Below are 19,568 nucleotides of genomic sequence, written 5' to 3' on the forward strand. Positions count from 1 at the left end.
TATGGTACGTCAAGAATTAAGATTAACGGGTTCTGGCGGTCAAGGACTTATATTAGCTGGGATTATATTAGCAGAGGCTGCTTTATATGATGGTATGAATGTAGTTCAATCTCAGTCCTATGGACCAGAAGCTAGAGGAGGAGCTAGTAAAGCAGAAGTAATAATTAGCAAGGATGAAATTAATTATCCTAAGGTAAATGAATGCGATATAATGCTTACACTTACACAGGTTGCATGTGATAAGTACATAAAATCATTAAAGCCTGGCGGAACATTGATAATAGACAAATCTTTAGATAATATTCCAAATAGAGATGATATTATTATATATAAAGTTCCTATATTAGAAACTGCAATTAATAAATTAGGTAAACCTATGGTAGCTAATATTATTGCTTTAGGTAGTATATATGAATTAACTGAGATAGTTACTAAGGATTCTCTTGAGAGGGCAGTATGTGATAGGGTACCAAGAGGAACAGAAGAATTAAATAAAAAGGCTTTAGAAGAGGGATTTAATCTAATAAAGGCTCATAAGGAAGAGTGTTATGGAGACGTATGTTGATATTATTAAAAACATCCAGAATAATTTCAACAACTTAAGTAAGGGACAAAAACTTATAGCAGAATTTATTATTAATAATTATGATAAAGCAGCATTTATGACTGCAGCCGCATTGGGTGAAACTGTTAATGTAAGTGAATCTACTGTTGTGAGATTTGCTAATACTTTAGGATATAAAGGATATAGAGAACTTCAAAAGGATTTACATGAATTAATTAAAAACAAACTTACTACAGTACAAAGACTTACAATGGCAAATGAGTATTCAAATAGAGAAAATGCATTGAAGAAGGCCATGGAAAAGGATATGGAAAATATTGATAAGACAATAAATGAAATTGGACATAAGACTTTTCAAGATGCTATTGACTTAATACTCAATGCAGAAAACATATATATCCTTGGACTGAGATCATCTTCTTTTCTGGCGGGATACTTAGGATTCTATCTTAGTTTTTTAATAAAAGGTGTAAAGGTTATTACATCAGGTCCTAATGATGTATTTGAACAATTACTGAAAGCAGATTCTAAAGATTTAATAATTGGTATTAGTTATCCTAGATATTCAAAAAGAACATTAGAAGCTTTAGATTTTTGTGTGGAAAAAAGTTGTAAAATTATTAGTATAACAGATAGTTTAATCTCACCGGCAGCAAAATACGCTGATATTTCTTTAATAGCTAGTAGCGATATGCTTTCATTTGTAGATTCGTTAGTTGCCCCTATGAGTTTAATAAATGCTTTGATAGTTGCTATAGGTATGGAGAAAAAGAATGATATTAGATCTTCATTTGAAGATTTAGAAAATATTTGGAAAAAATACAATGTATACGATGTTAATATAAATAGTAAGGATAAATAAAAACGATATTAAAATATCGTTTTTATTTATCCAGCTTTATCATATGAAATCTTATCATAAATGATATACTTTATTATATTGTAAATTTGTTATATTATATAAATAAATACAAATATTATTGTTAAGAGGTGTTATTATTGACAAGATTATTTTTAATAAGACATGGACAATCGGAATGGAATAAACTAAACTTAATCCAAGGACAAAAAAATACTATATTAACCGATTTAGGAAAGAAACAAGCTATGAATTTAGGACATAGACTCGAATCAGAAAATATAGATATAATATATACTAGTGATTTATCTAGAGCATACACTACAGCTAAGATAATATCTGATATAATAAATAAACCATTAGTATCTAGTGAGTTTCTTAGGGAAATAAATTTTGGACCATGGGAAGGATTGAGTATACAAAAAATACGAGATGATTATAGTTATGAATATTCTATTTGGAATAAGGAGCCGCATAAATTGAATATGAATGGAGCTGAAACGTTAAAAGTATTACAAGAAAGATCTATAGGTTATATAAATGATATTATAGATGAAAACAAAGGGAAAAATATTGCTATAGTTTCTCATAGTGCAACATTAAAAGCTATAATTTTAGGACTATTGAGCATTAATATATCTCATTATAAGAATATTTCTTTAAGTAATGTTTCCCTTAGTATAATTGAATGTAGGACTTATAATAATGTCTTAACGTCATTAAACGATATATCTCATTTAAAGGAGCTGCTGTAAGTGAATGAAAAAGTTTGTATAGTAGGAGCTGGACCAGCTGGAATTATTGCAGCTGGTATTGCAGGTTCTAGAGGGAAAGATGTAATATTAATTGATAAGAATGAAAGGATAGGTAAAAAACTTTTTATTACTGGAAAAGGTAGATGTAATATAACTAATAATGCATCTATTGAAGATTTCTTTGATAACGTAATGAAAAATAAGAACTTTCTTTATAGTAGTTTTTATAGTTTCACAAATAGAGACGTAATAACTTTACTTGAAACCTATGGATTAAAAACAAAGGTAGAAAGAGGAAATAGAATTTTTCCAGAGAGTGACAAATCATCAGATGTTATTAAAGCTTTTCAAAAGTTTTTATCAGATAACAAAGTTAATATATTGTTAAATACTAGTGTCAATTCCATTGATGTTAAAAGTGGGAAATTTATAGTAAATACAAATAATAATGAAATGAGCTTTGATAAGTTAGTAATTGCTACAGGTGGGAAATCATATCCTACTACAGGTTCTACTGGTGATGGATATAAATTTGCTGAAACATTTGGACATAGCATTACTAAAATAAGACCCTCCTTAGTCCCAATTGAAATTAAGGAAAATTGGATTAAAGATTTACAAGGATTATCTCTTAAGAATGTAACTTTATCTGCTTATGCTAAGAAAAGATTATTATATGAAGAATTTGGAGAAATGATTTTTACTCATTATGGAATTTCAGGACCAATAGTTCTTTCCATAAGCAATTATTTATATAGATATATTAATGATGGAATTCGCTTATTAATTGATTTAAAACCAGCACTAGACAATAAAAAATTAGATGACAGAATATTAAGAGATTTTGAATTAAATAATAACAAGAAAATTAAAAACTCCTTAGATGATTTACTGCCTCAAAAGTTAATACCAATTATAATATTTTTAGCAGATATAGATCCTGAAAAAATAGTAAACCAAATTACCAAGGAAGAAAGGTTAAAATTATTAAATTCTATTAAAGAATTTCCTCTTAATTTTAAATCTTTTAGGCCAATAGAAGAAGCTATTGTTACATCTGGAGGAATAGTGACTAAAGAAATAAATCCATCTACTATGGAATCAAAATTAGTAAAGGGTTTATATTTTGCAGGAGAAGTTATTGATGTAGATGCTTTAACGGGAGGATATAATTTACAAATAGCTTACTCTACTGGATATCTAGCGGGAAGTCATGTATAGTTTAATTTATCTTGCGTTTTTTTAATAGGCTAATAAACCATTCAAATATTGTTTTTAATTAAAGTAAAATAGCTTGTTTACTATAAGAATTTAATATATAATTATTAAGGAGTGATGCTATGAATATTGTAACAATTAGAGGAGCTATCACTGTTCCTGAAAATTCAGTTTCTAGTATACTAGATAGTACTAGAGAATTATTAGTCGAAATTGAAAAAGAGAATAATATAAATCGTGACAAGGTTATTAGCGTAATATTTTCTTGTACTAATGATCTAGATAAGGCATATCCTGCTAAAGCAGCTAGAGAACTAGGGTATACAAATGTTGGGTTAATGTGTTTTAATGAGATGTATGTGGAAGGAAGCCTTGATAGATGTATTAGATTAATGGTGTTCTATAACTCAATAATAAATCAGAAGGATGTAAAACATATTTATTTAAGAGATGCAAAGATTTTAAGACCTGATTTGCCAAATAATGCCTAAGCCACCCAAAGGTGGTTATTATTTTGTAGTTGAAGGTTCTTTTATTGGAGGGATATTATGTTAGATAAAAATATTACAATTGCTATAGATGGTCCAGCTGGTGCTGGTAAAAGTACTATTGCAAAAAAGATAGCTGAAGATTTATCCGTTGAATATGTGGATACAGGTGCAATGTACAGGGCTTTAACTTTAAAGGTATTGAGACTTGGAGTAAATCCTTTGTCTGCAAATGATGTTATTAATGTCTTAAAGAATACTTCTATTGATTTTAAAGGTAATCATATTTATCTTGATGATATTCAAGTAGATGAGAAAATAAGAGATACTATTATAAATAAGAATGTTTCTTTTGTCGCACAAATTAAAGAGGTAAGAGAAGGTATGGTCAAAATACAACAAGAATTGGCCAGAACAAAATCAATTGTTATGGACGGCAGGGATATAGGTACTGTAGTTTTGCCAAATGCAGACTTTAAGTTTTTTCTTACTGCAAGTGTTGAAGAAAGAGCGAATAGAAGATATAAAGAATTATTAGAAAAGGGAGAAAAAGGAATATCCTATGAGCAGGTAAAATTTGATATAGAAAATAGGGATAGGATAGATAGTACTAGAGAAATTGCTCCCTTAGTGGAAAGTAAAGATGCTCATAGAATTGATACTACCAATAAAACTATAGATCAATCTGTAGAAGAAGTTATTTCTATAGTTAGAGGGAGGTAATTATATGTATCTTTATAATGTGGTAAAGGTAATAGTAGGGATAATATTTAGATTATTATATAGGATAGAGGTTCATGGTAAAGAAAATGTGCTAGAAGAAGGAAGATTAATATTATGTTCCAATCATATAAGTAATCTAGATCCCATTATTTTATCTATCGTATTTCCTCGCCAAGTCTGTTGGATGGCGAAGAAACAGCTTTTTAAAAATAAAATATTATCATATTTTTTAACTAAAATTGGGGCATTTCCAGTAGATCGTGAAGAATCAGATTTATCAGCAATAAGAAATGCATTAAAGGTTCTAAAAAAAGAAAGTGTATTAGGGATATTTCCAGAAGGGACTAGAGTAAAAGAGATGAATATAGAAAATGCAAAACCTGGAGTTGCATTGATAAGTATAAAGGCTAATTCACCAGTTTTACCTGTATATATAGAAGGAAATTTTAAGCTTTTTAGCAAGATAAGAGTTTATTTTGGAAAACCAATTGATTTTTCTAGTAATGATGATAAGAAATTGACTACAGAGGATTATCGTTTATTTAGTAAACAAATCCTTCGTTCAATATATTCTATTAAAGATAAAGAGGTGGAAATGTAGTGGAGATAATTATAGCTGATAATGCTGGGTTTTGCTTTGGAGTAAAAAGGGCAGTTGATATTACGAATACTGAACTTTTAAATTCTAATAACAATATTTATTCACTTGGACCTTTAATCCATAATTCCCAAGCAGTAAAAATTTTTGAAGAGAAAGGGTTAAAGACTATTGATGAAATAGAAGAAATTGAAAATGGTAGAGTAATTATAAGATCTCATGGAGTAAGCAAATCTATTATAGACAAGATTAATGATATGAATCTAGATATTATTGATAGTACTTGTCCTTATGTAAAATCTGTACATAAGAGGGTTGAAGAATATCAAAATCAAGGATATAATATAGTAATAATTGGAGATCCAAGTCATCCTGAGATAATTGGAATAAATGGCTGGTGTAAAAACCAGGCATTTATTGTAAATTCCTTAGAAGAGGCAAGGAAATTGCCTAAAATGGATAAAATATGTGTAGTTTCTCAAACCACAAATACACAAGAAAAATTTGAAACTTTATCAGAGATGATAAAAGAAAAAGGTAATGAGATTGAAGTATTTAATACAATTTGCAATGCTACAAATTTACGTCAAGAATCATGTAAAGAGGTTTCAAGCAAGGTAGATGCCATGATTATAATAGGTGGATATCACAGTTCAAATACAAATAAACTAGTAGAAATTAGTAAAAAGTATTGCAAAAATGTATATCATATAGAAACTTCTAAAGAATTACCTTTACAAGTACTATCAAAATTTAATAAAATAGGAATAACAGCAGGTGCTTCAACACCTGATTGGATAATTAAGGAGGTAGTTGAAACAATGGACAATATTAACAGTAATGAAATGATGGAGGCAATTGAAAATTCTTTTACTAAAATTCATAGAGGTGATGTATTAAAAGGTAAGGTAATTTATGTTACTAATAATGAAGTTATGGTTAATATAAATTATAAATCTGATGGCATTATTAATAGAGAAGAATTATCTAATGATCCAGATGTAAAACCAAAGGATCTATATAAGGTTGGAGATGAAATAGATGTTTATGTAGTCAAATTAGATGATGGTGAAGGTAATGTGGTTCTTTCGGCAAAGAGAGTAAATGATTTTAAAAATTTAGATACAGTTGAAAAGATATTTAATGATAAAGAGAGAGTTGAATGTAAGGTATTAAATAATATTAAAGGTGGCCTTTCTGTAATAGTAAATGGAGTTAATGGGTTTATGCCAGCTTCTCAGGTTTCTATTAATTTTGTATCTGATTTAAGTGTATATAAAGGTAAAGTTCTAATAGCTAAGGTTATTGACTTTGACAGAGAGAAAAAAAGAGTTATTTTATCTAGAAAAGAAGTAGAAAGAGAAGAATTAAATAATAGGAAAAAAGAGTTATGGGCAACTCTTGAGGTAGATCAAATGGTAGAAGGTATTGTACAAAGATTAACTGACTTTGGTGCTTTTGTGGATTTAGGTGGAGTGGATGGATTAATTCATATATCAGATTTATCTTGGAATAGAGTTAAGCATCCTTCAAATGTGGTTAAAGAAGGACAAAAAGTTCTAGTTAAAGTATTAGCTTTAGATAAGGAGAAAGGAAGAATTTCCTTAGGCTTAAAACAAACTGTTGAGGAGCCATGGACTGCTTTTTCTAAAAATGTAAGTGTTGGAGATATTGTTGAAGGAACAGTTGTGAATTTATTGGATTTCGGTGCGTTTGTTAGATTAAAAGAAGGAGTAGATGGATTACTTCATGTTTCGCAAATATCAAAAGAACATATTAATAAACCAGCAGATGTTTTAAAAGTTGGAGAGAAAATTAATATAAAAGTTATTGACATTAATGAAGAAGAAAAGAAAATTAGCTTAAGTTTAAAAGAAGTCAAAGAAACTAATGAAGTGGTTGAAGAAGATGTAATTTTAAATAAAGAGCCAGAAATTACGATTGGAGATATTGTAGATAATAATTAATAAATTGCTAAAGGCTAAGGGTTTTAATGTAGTGAAATTACATTAAAACCCTATATTGCATTTTTGCTTAAATACTTTTAGGAGGTAAAAATGGATAAATACGAAGCATTTAAAAAGAATGTAAATGAATTAATAAATATAGATTTAAATTATTATAAAGAGAAACAAATGAAGAGAAGAATATCATCTTTATTAACTAGAAATAACTTTAAAGATTTTGATGATTATTTTATTGGAATAAAGAAGGATAAAAAGCTATTAGAACAATTTATTAACTATCTGACTATAAACGTTTCTGAATTCTATAGAAATCCTTCTCAATGGGATGTATTAGAAAAAGATATAATTCCTTCTTTGATGAAGAAAAATAAAAGAGGGCTAAAGGTTTGGAGTGCAGCTTGTTCTACTGGAGAAGAACCATATTCTTTAGTTATGATGTTATCTAATTTTTTTCCTTTAAAAGATATCAAAATATTAGGAACTGACTTAGATGATGAGGCTATGAACAAAGCAAAATTAGGGTTATATAGTGAAAAATCCTTGGCAAATCTTCCGAGAGGATTTAAGGAAAAATATTTTAATAAAATAGAAAGCTCATATAAAATATCAGATGATATTAAAAAATGTGTTGAGTATAAGAAGATGGATTTGTTAAAAGATAGATTTCCATCAAATATAGATTTAATAGCTTGTCGTAATGTAATGATTTATTTTACCGAGGATGCAAAGAAACTTTTATATTCTAAATTTTATAATTCCTTAAGTGATAATGGAATATTATTTGTTGGGAGTACTGAGCAAATAATTATGCCTGAAAAACATAAATTAAAGGCAGCAAAGACATTTTTTTACGAAAAGATGATTTAAGATTGAAAAATTATAACTAAAAGGAGGAATAGATTTGGATGCCAAGATGTTTTTGGAATTATTAAGTAATGATAAAGGTATCTCTGGATATGAGTATACCTTAAGAGATACCATAGTATCAGCATTTAATGAATATACTGATGATATTATAGTAGATAAACTTGGAAATATCATAGTAGTGAAAAAGGGAAAGCCTAATGAAAACAATATAAAGATAATGCTTGCAGCTCATATGGATGAAATTGGATTAATGGTAAAGGATATTGAAGAGAATGGATTTATTAGATTTACTAATATAGGAGGAATTGATCCTAGAACTATTTTAGGTCAAGAAGTTATTGTACATGGTAAGGAAGATTGTTTTGGAGTCATAGGCTCTAAGCCTCCTCATTTACAAGAACCATCAGAACATGAAAAAGCTATAAAGATGGAAGACATGATTATAGACATTGGATTTTCTAAAGAAAAAGTTGATGAATTTATAAATATAGGGGATTCAATAACTATTAGAAGAAAAATGGTTAATCTTCAGGGAACAAGAGTAGCTGGAAAGGCTTTAGATGATAGAGCTGGAATAACTGTTATTTATGAATGTATCAAAGAGTTAAGTAAGATAAAACATGAAGCAGATGTATATTTTGTTTCCACAGTACAAGAAGAAGTCAGTATGGCTGGAGCTTTAGTTAGTGCCTATAAAATTAACCCTGATATTGGGATTGCTGTAGATGTTGGATTTGGCACAACTCCAGAACTTTCTAAATCCGATTCTATGGAACTAGGCAAAGGGGCTGGTATTACATTAGGTGGAAATATTCACCCAACACTTCGAAAAAAACTTACAGAAGTAGCTAGAGAATATAATATTCCATTCCAAATGGAAATAACTCCAGGATTAACTGGAACTGATGCAAGGGCTATGATGATAACTAAAGAAGGAATTCCTTCTTTAGTACTTTCAATACCTTTAAGATATATGCACACATCAGTTGAAGTAGTTGATATGATTGATATAAAGCATACTGCAAAGCTATTAGCATTTTTTATTGCTTCTATTTCTAGTGAGAATTTGGAGGGACTATTATGCTATTAAAACAACTAACGGAAGTGTCAGGAGTATCTGGTAATGAAAAAGAAGTTAGAGATTTAATAATTTCTGAAATAAAAGAGCACGTTGATATCTTAAAAATAGACAGGATAGGTAATATCATTGCATATAAAAAAGGTAAAAGTACTGATAAAAGATTAATGATTACAGCACATATGGATGAAGTTGGATTACTCATTAAAGAGATTGATAGTATGGGGCTACTTAAATTTACAACAGTAGGTGGAATAGATAAAAGAATTTTAGTATCTAAACCTGTTTTAGTTGGGAAAGATAAAATTATGGGTGTAATTGGTGCAAAGCCAATTCATCTTCAAAAAAAAGAGGAATGGAAAAGAGCCTTAACATTAGATGAATTATACATAGATATAGGTGCAAAATCTAAGGAAGAAGCCGAAAAATTAGTTGCTATTGGTGACTATGTTTCCTTTGCATCTGATTATGTAGAATTTGGTGAAAATTTAGTTAAGGCAAAAGCACTTGATAACAGGGTTGGATGCTCCCTTTTAGTTAATCTAATTAAAGAGGTAAAAGATATTAGTTTTTATGCTGTTTTTACAGTAATGGAAGAAATAGGATTAGTAGGAGCTGGGCCAGCAGCTTATGAAGTTAATCCAGATATTTCATTAATATTAGAAGGAACATTATGCTATGATATGCCGAAGTTGGATACACATTTAGTTCCCACTTATCTTAACAAAGGGCCTGCTATATCGCTAATAGATAGAACTACAGTATATAATCATAAATTTAGAAGAAAAGTAGTCAGTATTGCAGAGAAGAATAATATCCCATATCAATATAGAAAAACTTCTATGGGAGGAAATGATTCTGGGAAAATTCACACTACTAGAGAAGGCTCACTAACCACTACTATATCAGTTCCTTGTAGATATATACATTCACCAGCATCTGTAATGAGTAAAGAGGATTACAACAATACGTACTTGCTTTTGAAGGCAATTTTATCTGAATATGAAAGGGAGGAATTATAATGAGTATGAACTTTAGCTTGTTAAAAGAATTAGTTGGAGTTTATGGTCCGGCAAGCAATGAAAAATTAATAAGAGAATATATTTTAAATGAAATTAAAGATCATGTGGATGAAATGGAAATAGATGCTCTAGGTAATTTAATTGCTAGAAAAAAGGGTAATGGGAAAAAAGTTATGATTTCTGCCCATATGGATCAAATTGGACTTATGGTAATTGATATAGATGAAAAAGGATTTTTAAGATTTACAAATGTAGGTGGTATTTCCCCAATAGTTTCTTTAAGTCAGCAAGTTATATTTGAAAATGGCACTATTGGAGTTGTTTATGCTGAACCTATTGAGGATATATCCAAGTTAAAATTAGAAAATATGTATATAGATATTGGTGCTTTTAGTAAAGAAGAAGCAGAGAAAAAAATAAGTATAGGTGATATTTGTATATATAAATCTGAGTATATAGAAAATGAAAATGTTGTATTTACTCCTTATTTAGATGATAGGGTTGGATGTTTTATTGCAATTGAAGCTCTAAAATCAATAAAGAATCCAGTCAATGATTTATACTTTGTTTTTTCAGTTCAAGAAGAAGTAGGACTTAGGGGAGCTAAGACTGCGGCATATAGAATTGAACCTGATATAGGGATTGCCTTAGATGTAACTAGCCATGGTGATACTCCTAAGGCTAAAAGATTTGCTATTGGATTAAATAAAGGAGCTGCAATTAAGGTAAAAGATAATTCTATTATCTGTCATCCAAAAGTAAAAGATTTATTAGTTTCCTTAGCTAAGGATAATAGAATTCCTTATCAAATGGAGGTATTAGAATTTGGTGGTACAGATTCTGGAGTTATCCATATTAACAAAGAAGGAGTTCCGTCTGGAGTAATTTCTATACCTACTAGATATGTTCATTCTACTATAGAAATGGCATCTAAGGATGATATTATTAATTGTACAAAGCTTTTAGTAAAGTTTTTAGAGGATAAGTTAGATATATAAGAACTTGAGTGTGGTATAAGTGATATTAATAAATTTCCCATTGTATATGTTTAATATATATTGCAGTAGATAGTAAACAGCCAATAATTGAGATGTATTTTCCAATTATTGGCTTTAATAATAAAATCCATTTTTACCGTAATCAAGATGGATTTTATTATTTTTCATCGACAATTATATATATAAAATACTATATGTTTTTTATAAAATATTAGGTTTTTGTTTAACTATGAAATAGTATATTGAGTTTTGTATTATTATGAAATAATTTGTATGAAAAAAGTTTTTAAAAAATAAAGGATTTATAATTTGTTTATAGAACTATATATTAGATAGAGATTGGATTCGAGGGGGATATATTATGTTGGATTTGAATCATGAATACACTATATCGGAAGTATCTGAACTAACTGGATATGCTCCACATGTCCTAAGATATTATGAGAAAGAATTTGAAATTGATATTCCAAGAAATAATTCAAATCATAGGTATTTCACATATAAAGAGATTGAATTAATACAATATATAAAGACTTTGCAGGATAAAGGATTTACTAATAAGCAGATAAAGCTTATAATACAATCTCCAGAAATTATGGTGAACAATCATGAAGAAACAGATATTGTTGCTGTTGAAGATAATATGTTTTTTGATACATATCAATTAGCAAAAGAAATAAGTATGACTTTGGAAGAAGAATTCTTTGATAAATTATTTAATCATATTAATGAAGGTTCAGAAAAAAATATTAAAGTAATAGAAGAATTAAGAGATGAGGTAGCAATGCTTCGAAATGAATTGAATTCTAAGGAAAGAGATGTTTTAATATGTGAAAATGCCAAGCTTAAAATGAAAATAAAGGAGAAAACCTTTGAAAATATAGAATTGAATGAAAAACTAAAAAAAATTGAAGAAAAAGAAGTAGGGTTTTTTAAGAAGATATTTAAAAAGAAATAGTATAAGGGTATAATAAACTCTTATACTATTTCTATATGTTTAGAATGAATTTTATTTTATATTATCTTTGAGCCTCATATTTTCTTAAAAGTTTAACAAATAATTCAGGAACCTTAGCCATGTTTTCAGGTGATTCAACAAAAGAAATTCTGAACTGAGTTTTTCCTGGATTTTCTTCATCATTTTTAACATCATAGAAACCCTTCATTGGTGCTACAAGTAAAGTTGTTTCAACTCCATTCATATCAACTGAACCTTCCCCTGCACAATATAGAACGAAATCAATTGAATCAAATCCTGGCTTTACAACATTTCTTACATCTATTACTGAATAAATTGATGCATCTGGACTTGAAACAATAAGATTAGGTTCTTGTTCTTTAAGACCATTATAAACTTTTACTATTAAATCTTTATAATAATCTCTTTGTTGTTTACACCATCCAAGAATACTTTCTTTGCTTTCATGAGCTAATGCTCCGAAAATATATTGTCCAATTACATTAGCACAAAGATTAGCTGTATATTCAGCAACGGAACGGTTGTTAAATTCTGCATTATCTGTAATAACGGCACCTATTCTTAGACCACATGCATTCCATACCTTTGAAGCAGTCTCAATACTAATTCTTCTTCCTTCAATCCCTGGGACATCTGCATCTGTTAATCCCCAAATACTTACAAGTTTTTCTTCTTCATTATAATATAACTCACGATAAGCTTCATCACTTACCATCCACATATTATACTTAACACAAAGCTTAGCAAGGTCTTTTAAAATATCATATGTGTAATATTGTCCTGTTGGATTATCATATGGAATTATTAAAAGTGCTCCTGGATTATTTGATTTGATCATTTCTTCAACTTCATCCATATCCGGTAAATTAAACTTTCCATCTTCGCCCATATGACGTTTTATAGTTACAGTTTTACGACCAATTCTTTCTGCAAATGAAATATAGTTTGTATAAGCAGGGTCAATCATCATAAGAGGTCTTTCATCAGTTCCAGCTGGTCCGCAAACCCCTAGAAGTAATAATTCCATACCAGATGAACCACCATCTGTTACTTGAACATAAAGATTACTTGTATCAAAACCTTCACTCTTTAAGATATTCTTAAAAGCATTTTGTGCTTCTACAGTACCTGCTGTTCCTGAATATCTAACAACTCCATTTGCAAAAGGACTTTCAGATGAATTAAGTCCAAACATTCTCTTTTGCATAGCTGGATTTGTTGGTAAAGATACGTTTCCTATTCCAACATTAATTACTGCTTGAGGTTTTACTTTACGTTCGTCATATTTCATTTGAGCTAAACGAACATCTGATGGTTTTCTTGATTCAAAATGTGCTGATAGTATTGGTTTACTCATTATAAATTTCCCCCTCTTTTATATTTTATATGAATTTTTGCCAATAAATTTAATTAGTCTACTTACATCTATTATACACTAATTAAAAAATTTTTCATCCTATTCTTAATTTTTAGGATAAATTATTTACTTTATTGTGAGTTAAAGTTAAATCACTTAGTTTAAACATTTTATAGACTTCTAGTGTATTCTATTAGTTTTATGGTTTTAACAATAGTTATAATTATGCTATAATATATTTAATATAAAAATTAATGAGGTGTAAAAATGAAGGAAAGCAAAAGACAAAAAAAGTATCTCATAAAAACCTATGGTTGTCAGATGAATGAGCATGACTCTGAAAAAATATCATGGATTTTAGAGAGAATGAACTATATTGAAACTGAAAATATAGAAGAGGCAGATTTTATAATATATAATACTTGTTTAGTTAGGGAAAATGCTGAATTTAAAGTATATGGAAACTTAGGTTCATTAAAGCAATTAAAAAGGGAGAAACCTGATTTGATGATTGCAGTTTGTGGTTGTATGATGCAAAGAGAAGAGGTTAGGAAAGTTATATTGTCTAAGCATAGACATGTAGATATAATATTTGGTACTCATAATATTCATAAGTTGCCTCAACTAATTAATAACCATATGAAAACTGGTGAAACTATTGTAGACATACTTGAAGATGGTAGAGAAATAATTGAAGATATAAATTCTAATAGAAAATATTCTTATAAGGCATTTGTTAATATTATGTACGGATGTAATAATTTCTGTACTTATTGTATAGTTCCGTATACTAGAGGAAGAGAAAATAGCAGAGAGCCAGAGAATATAATTAAAGAGATAGAGGAATTAGCTAAAAATGGATGTAAGGAAGTTACTTTATTAGGTCAAAATGTAAATTCTTACGGAAAGAATTTAAAGAGAAATTATAACTTTACTGATCTTTTAAAGGATATTAATAAAATAGACGGAATTGAAAGAATTAGGTTTATGACATCCCACCCTAAAGATTTATCTGATGACTTAATTAATTGTTATGCTACTTTAGATAAACTATGTCCCCACTTGCATCTACCTGTTCAATCTGGTAGCAATAAAGTTTTAAAGGAAATGAATAGAAATTATACTAAGGAAAATTATTTAAAAATTATTGCCAAGTTAAAAGAATTGGTTCCAGAAATAGCTATTACAACGGATATTATAATTGGATTTCCAGGGGAAACAGATGAGGATTTTAATGAGACATTAGACTTAGTTAAAGAAGTAAAGTTTGATTCGGCATTTACTTTCTTGTATTCTATTAGAGAAGGTACTAAAGCCGCCAAAATGGAAAATCAAATAGATGAAAAATTAAAACATATTAGATTCGAAAGATTAACAGATACATTAAATGAAATTGCCTTAGGTATAAATCAGAAATTATTAGGTAAAACATTGGAAGTCCTAGTGGAAGAAATAAGTAAAAATAACACTGAAGTTTTAACAGGAAGAACAAGAACTAATAAACTTGTACATTTTAAAGGAAGTAAAGAACTTATAGGTTCTTTAGTTAATATAAAAATTGAAAATGTTAAAACTTTTACGCTTGAAGGTAGTATAGTTTAATTTTTACTGCTTAGAAGGGGGAAATTTTTTGGAAAATTTAACACCAATGATGCAACAGTATATGAGTATAAAACAACAATATAAAGATTGTATCCTCTTTTTTAGATTAGGAGATTTTTATGAAATGTTTTTTGAGGATGCAATAACTGCATCTAGAGAATTAGAGATTACCTTAACTCAAAGAGATTGCGGAATGGATGAGAAGGCTCCAATGTGTGGAGTACCTCATCATGTTTCTGACTCTTATGTATCTAGATTAGTTGAAAAAGGTTATAAAGTAGCTATATGTGAACAAATAGAAGATCCTGCCTTAGCTAAGGGAATAGTAAAAAGAGATGTAATAAAAGTTGTCACTCCAGGTACTATAACGGATCAATCTATTTTAGATGAAAAGACTAATAATTACTTAGTATCTATTTATTTAGATAATTTGGGAATTGGCATCTCTTATGTTGATAACTCAACAGGAGAAATGTATACTACTGAATTTATAGGAGAAGATGATAAAATTAATTCTTTTCTTATAGATGAACTCGGAAAAATACTTCCTTCAGAAATCATATGTAATGAAATGTTTAGTAAAAACACAAAGGTTTTAAAGGTTTTAAAAAATACTATTAACCCTTATATTAATATCTATAAAGAAAACGAATTGGAGAAGAAAAACTGGAAAACTATAGTTTTGAATCATTTTAATATATCTAATTTAGAGGCATTAGAATTAAATAATAGAATATACTCTATTATTGCAACTGGAAAGCTAATAGAATATTTATATACAACACAAAAATCTTCACTGGATCATATCAATAATTTATCCTATTACAAACCAAATAATTATATGATATTAGATATAAGTACTAGAACAAATCTGGAAATACATGAAACAATTATAAAGAAGGATAGAAAAGGAGCTTTAATTGGATTATTAGATAAAACCTCTACTTCTATGGGGGGGAGACTTCTAAAAAAATGGTTAGAGCAGCCTTTAGTAAATATAACTGAAATAGAAAAACGAAATAGTGTAGTGGAGCATTTTTTAAATAATATTGTAACAATGGATGATATTAAGTTTATTTTGAAACAAATATATGATATTGAAAGACTTACCAGTAAGATATCTAATGGAAATTGTAATGCAAGAGATTTAATGTCTTTAAAATCTTCAATTTCTGTTTTGCCAGATTTTAAAGGGATGTTAAAAGCTTCTGATAATATAGAATTAAGCAATATGGGAACAAAACTTGATACATTAGAAGATATTTATTTGATAAAGGAATTAATGAAAATCCTCCTATATCTTTAAAAGATGGTGGATTAATAAAAGAAGGATATGATGCTGAGCTAGATGAAATTAAAGAAGCTTGTACAAGAGGAAAAGAATGGCTTGCAATGTTAGAAACTAAAGAAAGAGAAAAAACTGGTATTAAAAATTTAAAAATAGGATTCAATAAAATTTATGGATATTATTTTGAAGTAACTAAATCTAATATTTCTTCAGTTCCTGATTATTTTATAAGGAAGCAAACCTTAACTAATTCTGAAAGATACTATACAGAGGAATTAAAAAATATGGAAAGCAAAATTTTAGGTGCTGAGGTCAAATCATTAGATTTAGAGTATCAAATTTTTAGTGATATTAGAAATGAAGTCAAAAAAAATATTGAGCGAATCCAAAATGCAAGTAGAATAATTTCTCAAGTTGATGTATTAAATGCATTTGCGCAGGTTGCATATAAATTAAACTTTGTTAAGCCAAATTTTAATAAAAAAGGAATAATTAATATTAAAGATGGTAGACATCCAGTAGTAGAAAGTAATATTGAAAATAATTTATTTATACCTAATGATACCTATTTAGATACAAAAAATAATATGGTTCAGATTATTACAGGGCCAAATATGGCTGGGAAATCTACTTATATGCGCCAAGTTGCTATTATTACTCTTTTAGCTCATATAGGCTCTTTTGTTCCTGCTAGTAGTGCGGATATATCTATAGTAGATAGAATATTTACTAGAATTGGAGCTGCAGACAATCTATCACAAGGTGAAAGTACCTTTATGGTGGAAATGAATGAAGTATCAAATATTATAAAATCTGCTACTAATGATAGTTTAATTATTTTAGATGAAGTAGGTAGGGGTACTAGTACCTATGATGGACTAAGTATTGCTTGGGCTATAGTGGAGCATATTACAAATAATATAAAGGCAAAGACTCTGTTTGCAACTCATTATCATGAGCTAACTCAGCTTCAAGAAAAAAATAATGGTATAAAGAATTTAACAATAGTTGCCCAAGAAAAAGGAGATCAAATTATTTTTTTAAGAAAGATAGTTGAAGGCAGCACAAATAAAAGTTATGGAATAGAAGTTGCTAAATTAGCAGGAATTAATAGAGAAGTCATTAATAGAGCTAATGAGATATTGTCATTAATAGAAGGTAACCATCAAATAAATATTAATAATATACCGAAAGAAGAACCAAAGCAGTTAAATTTAGTAGACTACAAAAAGGATTATTATCTTGATAAAATTTTAAATCTAGATATAGATAGTATAACACCAAGGGAGGCCTTAAATATCCTGTATAATTTAAAAGAGGATGCTAAAAAATTAAGGAGAGATAGTAATGGGTAGAATTAAGCTGCTAGATAATACAACTATACAAAAAATAGCTGCAGGTGAAGTTATTGAAAGACCATCATCTATAGTTAAGGAATTAATAGAAAACTCTTTAGACGCTAACTCAAGTAATATAACTGTGGAAATTAAAAATGGTGGCAAATCTTATATTAGAGTTACTGATGATGGAGATGGTATTGAAGCAGATGATTTGAATTTAGCTTTTAAAAGGCATTCTACATCAAAATTATCTTCTGTTGAAGATTTATATAGAATAAGATCTTTGGGATTTAGGGGAGAGGCTTTAGCTAGCATATCACATGTTTCTATGGTAGAAGTCATGACTAAGACTAAAAATGGGGTTGGAGGTATTCAGGCTATAGTAGAAGAAGGAGAAATCATTTCTAAAGAACCTATAGGATGCCCAAAGGGAACTACTATTATTGTAAAAGACTTATTTTATAATTTACCTGTTAGAAAAGAATTTTTAAAATCAGATTTAATCGAATCTAATCAAATTTCTGATATAGTATATAGAGTAGCTCTTGGGAATTTAAAAGCTTCTTTTAAATTTATACGAGATAATAAAGTTGTTTTAAAGACTTCAAAAAACAATAATATGGAAGCTCATATATATAGCATTTTAGGAAAAGAATTTTCTAAGAATTTAATTGAGATTGAGTTTGATGACTATGGAATTCATCTAAATGGATTTATATCTAATAATAATTTATACAGGAGCAATAGAAATCATCAATATATATATATTAATGGAAGATATATAAATAATATAAATATATCAAATGCTATTGAAAGTCATTATAGATCTATTATTCCATTAAATAGGTTTCCGTGCTTTATTCTCTTTATAGAATTGGATCCTAGTAGTATAGATGTAAATATCCATCCAACAAAACAAGAAATCAAATTTGTTAATCAATCTCAGATATTTTCAGTAATAGATAAAGTTATAAAAAACGCATTATATCCTTCAATATCTGTTCCTAAGGTAAATTTCAAACAGACAACGGAAATAATTAAGGAAGAAAATCCTCCATTATTGTTTATGCATAAAAATACTGATATACAAGATGATATTATAGTTAAAGACTTTACTAAAAATAAAATAATTGAAGATAGAACTTTAAATAAATCTGTTGAATTAGATGTAATTCCAAAAAATGAATTTTTAATTAGTGAAAATATTAATAATGAAGAACAGTTTCCTGAGGAAGTTATTATTGAGGATAAAGCTACAGATATTAAAAATATTCTTTCTGATATGGAGCCAATAGGAGTAATATTTAATACTTATATATTAGCTGAAGATAAAGTAAATCAAAAATTATATTTTATTGACCAGCATGCTGCACATGAGAGAGTTATGTATGAAAAGTATTTAGAGGAATTTAATAATGAAAATATAATTACTCAACAACTTTTAGTACCTGAAGTTATAGAATTGACAAACTCTGAGATGAATAATTTTATAGAAAATAGATTAATTTTTATAAAGCTAGGATTTGATATTGAAGGATTCGGAAATAATAGTGTAGCCATAAGATCTGTTCCTCTGCTCTTTGGAGTACCAAAGATTAAAGAATTATTTTATGATTTATTGGATAATATCAATAATATTAAAAGTAATTATGATACTAGATTAGATAAAATAATGAAGATTGCTTGTACTAAGGCTGTTAAAAGTGGAGATCATATGAGTAAAATTGAAATACTTAGTTTATTTAAACAACTGAAAAGATGTAATAATCCACATAGCTGTCCTCATGGCAGACCAACTATTTTGGAAATGAGTAAAACAGATATAGAAAAAGCTTTTCTAAGAATTATGTAGAAGGATGATTTT

General features: G+C 28.3%; 18 protein-coding genes. 17 read left to right on the plus strand and 1 reads right to left on the minus strand.

Annotation, left to right across the window (positions count from 1 at the left end; genetic code table 11):
* The first annotated feature begins 1 nt into the window (after position 1).
* The 13 genes from RT714_RS05010 to RT714_RS05070 all read left to right on the plus strand — a co-directional run bounded on the left by RT714_RS05010 (position 2) and on the right by RT714_RS05070 (position 12,096).
* Positions 2-565: a 2-oxoacid:acceptor oxidoreductase family protein gene (locus tag RT714_RS05010; protein ID WP_313756483.1), complete on the plus strand. Its 564-nt coding sequence runs from the start codon at positions 2-4 to the stop codon at positions 563-565.
* A complete protein-coding gene (locus RT714_RS05015; protein WP_313756484.1) occupies positions 549-1,427 on the plus strand; it encodes a MurR/RpiR family transcriptional regulator in 879 nt (292 codons plus the stop codon). Before RT714_RS05010 ends, RT714_RS05015 begins: the two co-directional genes overlap by 17 nt.
* Positions 1,428-1,564: 137 nt before the next feature.
* Positions 1,565-2,179, plus strand: a complete 615-nt coding sequence (locus tag RT714_RS05020; RefSeq protein WP_313756485.1) for a histidine phosphatase family protein — start codon at positions 1,565-1,567, stop codon at positions 2,177-2,179.
* Positions 2,180-3,400, plus strand: coding sequence for an NAD(P)/FAD-dependent oxidoreductase (locus tag RT714_RS05025; protein ID WP_313756486.1), 1,221 nt, complete (start codon positions 2,180-2,182; stop codon positions 3,398-3,400).
* Positions 3,401-3,519: 119 nt separating this feature from the next.
* The gene (gene aroH / locus RT714_RS05030; RefSeq protein ID WP_313756487.1) at positions 3,520-3,888 is read left to right on the plus strand and encodes a chorismate mutase; all 369 of its coding nucleotides are present in this window, start codon (positions 3,520-3,522) and stop codon (positions 3,886-3,888) included.
* A gap of 57 nt (positions 3,889-3,945) precedes the next feature.
* Positions 3,946-4,608 (plus strand): (d)CMP kinase, encoded by a 663-nt coding sequence (cmk, locus tag RT714_RS05035; protein ID WP_313756488.1) that lies wholly within the window; start codon positions 3,946-3,948, stop codon positions 4,606-4,608.
* Between the two features lie 4 nt (positions 4,609-4,612).
* Positions 4,613-5,209 carry a lysophospholipid acyltransferase family protein gene (locus tag RT714_RS05040; RefSeq protein ID WP_313756489.1) on the plus strand — a complete coding sequence of 199 codons (597 nt, stop codon included), beginning with the start codon at positions 4,613-4,615 and terminating at the stop codon, positions 5,207-5,209.
* Complete coding sequence (locus RT714_RS05045; RefSeq protein WP_313756490.1) at positions 5,209-7,173, plus strand: bifunctional 4-hydroxy-3-methylbut-2-enyl diphosphate reductase/30S ribosomal protein S1; 1,965 nt, start codon at positions 5,209-5,211, stop codon at positions 7,171-7,173. Before RT714_RS05040 ends, RT714_RS05045 begins: the two co-directional genes overlap by 1 nt.
* Before the next feature lie 90 nt (positions 7,174-7,263).
* A complete protein-coding gene (locus RT714_RS05050) occupies positions 7,264-8,040 on the plus strand; it encodes a protein-glutamate O-methyltransferase CheR (protein WP_313756491.1) in 777 nt (258 codons plus the stop codon).
* 34 nt (positions 8,041-8,074) lie between these two features.
* Positions 8,075-9,130: a M42 family metallopeptidase gene (locus tag RT714_RS05055; RefSeq protein WP_313756492.1), complete on the plus strand. Its 1,056-nt coding sequence runs from the start codon at positions 8,075-8,077 to the stop codon at positions 9,128-9,130.
* A complete protein-coding gene (locus tag RT714_RS05060) occupies positions 9,121-10,140 on the plus strand; it encodes a M42 family metallopeptidase (RefSeq protein ID WP_313756493.1) in 1,020 nt (339 codons plus the stop codon). Before RT714_RS05055 ends, RT714_RS05060 begins: the two co-directional genes overlap by 10 nt.
* Entirely contained in the window at positions 10,140-11,138 is a 999-nt protein-coding gene (locus RT714_RS05065; protein ID WP_313756494.1) for a M42 family metallopeptidase, read from the plus strand. Before RT714_RS05060 ends, RT714_RS05065 begins: the two co-directional genes overlap by 1 nt.
* 361 nt (positions 11,139-11,499) lie before the next feature.
* Positions 11,500-12,096 carry a MerR family transcriptional regulator gene (locus RT714_RS05070; RefSeq protein WP_072972194.1) on the plus strand — a complete coding sequence of 199 codons (597 nt, stop codon included), beginning with the start codon at positions 11,500-11,502 and terminating at the stop codon, positions 12,094-12,096.
* 61 nt (positions 12,097-12,157) lie between these two features.
* Here the strand turns inward: RT714_RS05070 and RT714_RS05075 are convergent, their stop codons facing one another.
* The gene (locus tag RT714_RS05075; protein WP_072972197.1) at positions 12,158-13,474 is read right to left on the minus strand and encodes a pyridoxal phosphate-dependent aminotransferase; all 1,317 of its coding nucleotides are present in this window, start codon (positions 13,472-13,474) and stop codon (positions 12,158-12,160) included.
* 267 nt (positions 13,475-13,741) lie between these two features.
* Here RT714_RS05075 and miaB point away from each other — a divergent pair, with 267 nt between their 5' ends.
* From miaB to mutL, 4 genes are read left to right on the plus strand one after another with little or no spacing between them, the layout of a single operon-like run.
* Positions 13,742-15,076 carry a tRNA (N6-isopentenyl adenosine(37)-C2)-methylthiotransferase MiaB gene (gene miaB, locus RT714_RS05080; protein WP_313756495.1) on the plus strand — a complete coding sequence of 445 codons (1,335 nt, stop codon included), beginning with the start codon at positions 13,742-13,744 and terminating at the stop codon, positions 15,074-15,076.
* A gap of 28 nt (positions 15,077-15,104) precedes the next feature.
* Complete coding sequence (locus RT714_RS05085) at positions 15,105-16,382, plus strand: hypothetical protein (RefSeq protein ID WP_313756496.1); 1,278 nt, start codon at positions 15,105-15,107, stop codon at positions 16,380-16,382.
* Between the two features lie 14 nt (positions 16,383-16,396).
* Positions 16,397-17,719: a DNA mismatch repair protein MutS gene (mutS, locus tag RT714_RS05090; protein WP_313756638.1), complete on the plus strand. Its 1,323-nt coding sequence runs from the start codon at positions 16,397-16,399 to the stop codon at positions 17,717-17,719.
* Complete coding sequence (gene mutL, locus RT714_RS05095) at positions 17,712-19,556, plus strand: DNA mismatch repair endonuclease MutL (RefSeq protein ID WP_313756497.1); 1,845 nt, start codon at positions 17,712-17,714, stop codon at positions 19,554-19,556. Before mutS ends, mutL begins: the two co-directional genes overlap by 8 nt.
* Positions 19,557-19,568: the final 12 nt, after the last annotated feature.

This window comes from Tissierella sp. (genome assembly GCF_032104385.1).
Lineage (GTDB): Bacteria > Bacillota > Clostridia > Tissierellales > Tissierellaceae > Tissierella.

What these genes read in the sequence shown, in the direction of transcription:
- cmk (WP_313756488.1), top strand. Translation starts at nt 3,946, where the DNA reads ATGTTAGATAAAAATATTACAATTGCTATAGATGGTCCAGCTGGTGCT.
- mutL (WP_313756497.1), top strand. Translation starts at nt 17,712, where the DNA reads ATGGGTAGAATTAAGCTGCTAGATAATACAACTATACAAAAAATAGCT.
- RT714_RS05065 (WP_313756494.1), top strand. Translation starts at nt 10,140, where the DNA reads ATGAGTATGAACTTTAGCTTGTTAAAAGAATTAGTTGGAGTTTATGGT.
- RT714_RS05075 (WP_072972197.1), bottom strand. Translation starts at nt 13,474, where the DNA reads ATGAGTAAACCAATACTATCAGCACATTTTGAATCAAGAAAACCATCA.
- RT714_RS05050 (WP_313756491.1), top strand. Translation starts at nt 7,264, where the DNA reads ATGGATAAATACGAAGCATTTAAAAAGAATGTAAATGAATTAATAAAT.
- RT714_RS05040 (WP_313756489.1), top strand. Translation starts at nt 4,613, where the DNA reads ATGTATCTTTATAATGTGGTAAAGGTAATAGTAGGGATAATATTTAGA.
- RT714_RS05015 (WP_313756484.1), top strand. Translation starts at nt 549, where the DNA reads ATGGAGACGTATGTTGATATTATTAAAAACATCCAGAATAATTTCAAC.
- RT714_RS05070 (WP_072972194.1), top strand. Translation starts at nt 11,500, where the DNA reads ATGTTGGATTTGAATCATGAATACACTATATCGGAAGTATCTGAACTA.
- RT714_RS05060 (WP_313756493.1), top strand. Translation starts at nt 9,121, where the DNA reads ATGCTATTAAAACAACTAACGGAAGTGTCAGGAGTATCTGGTAATGAA.
- miaB (WP_313756495.1), top strand. Translation starts at nt 13,742, where the DNA reads ATGAAGGAAAGCAAAAGACAAAAAAAGTATCTCATAAAAACCTATGGT.
- RT714_RS05010 (WP_313756483.1), top strand. Translation starts at nt 2, where the DNA reads ATGGTACGTCAAGAATTAAGATTAACGGGTTCTGGCGGTCAAGGACTT.
- aroH (WP_313756487.1), top strand. Translation starts at nt 3,520, where the DNA reads ATGAATATTGTAACAATTAGAGGAGCTATCACTGTTCCTGAAAATTCA.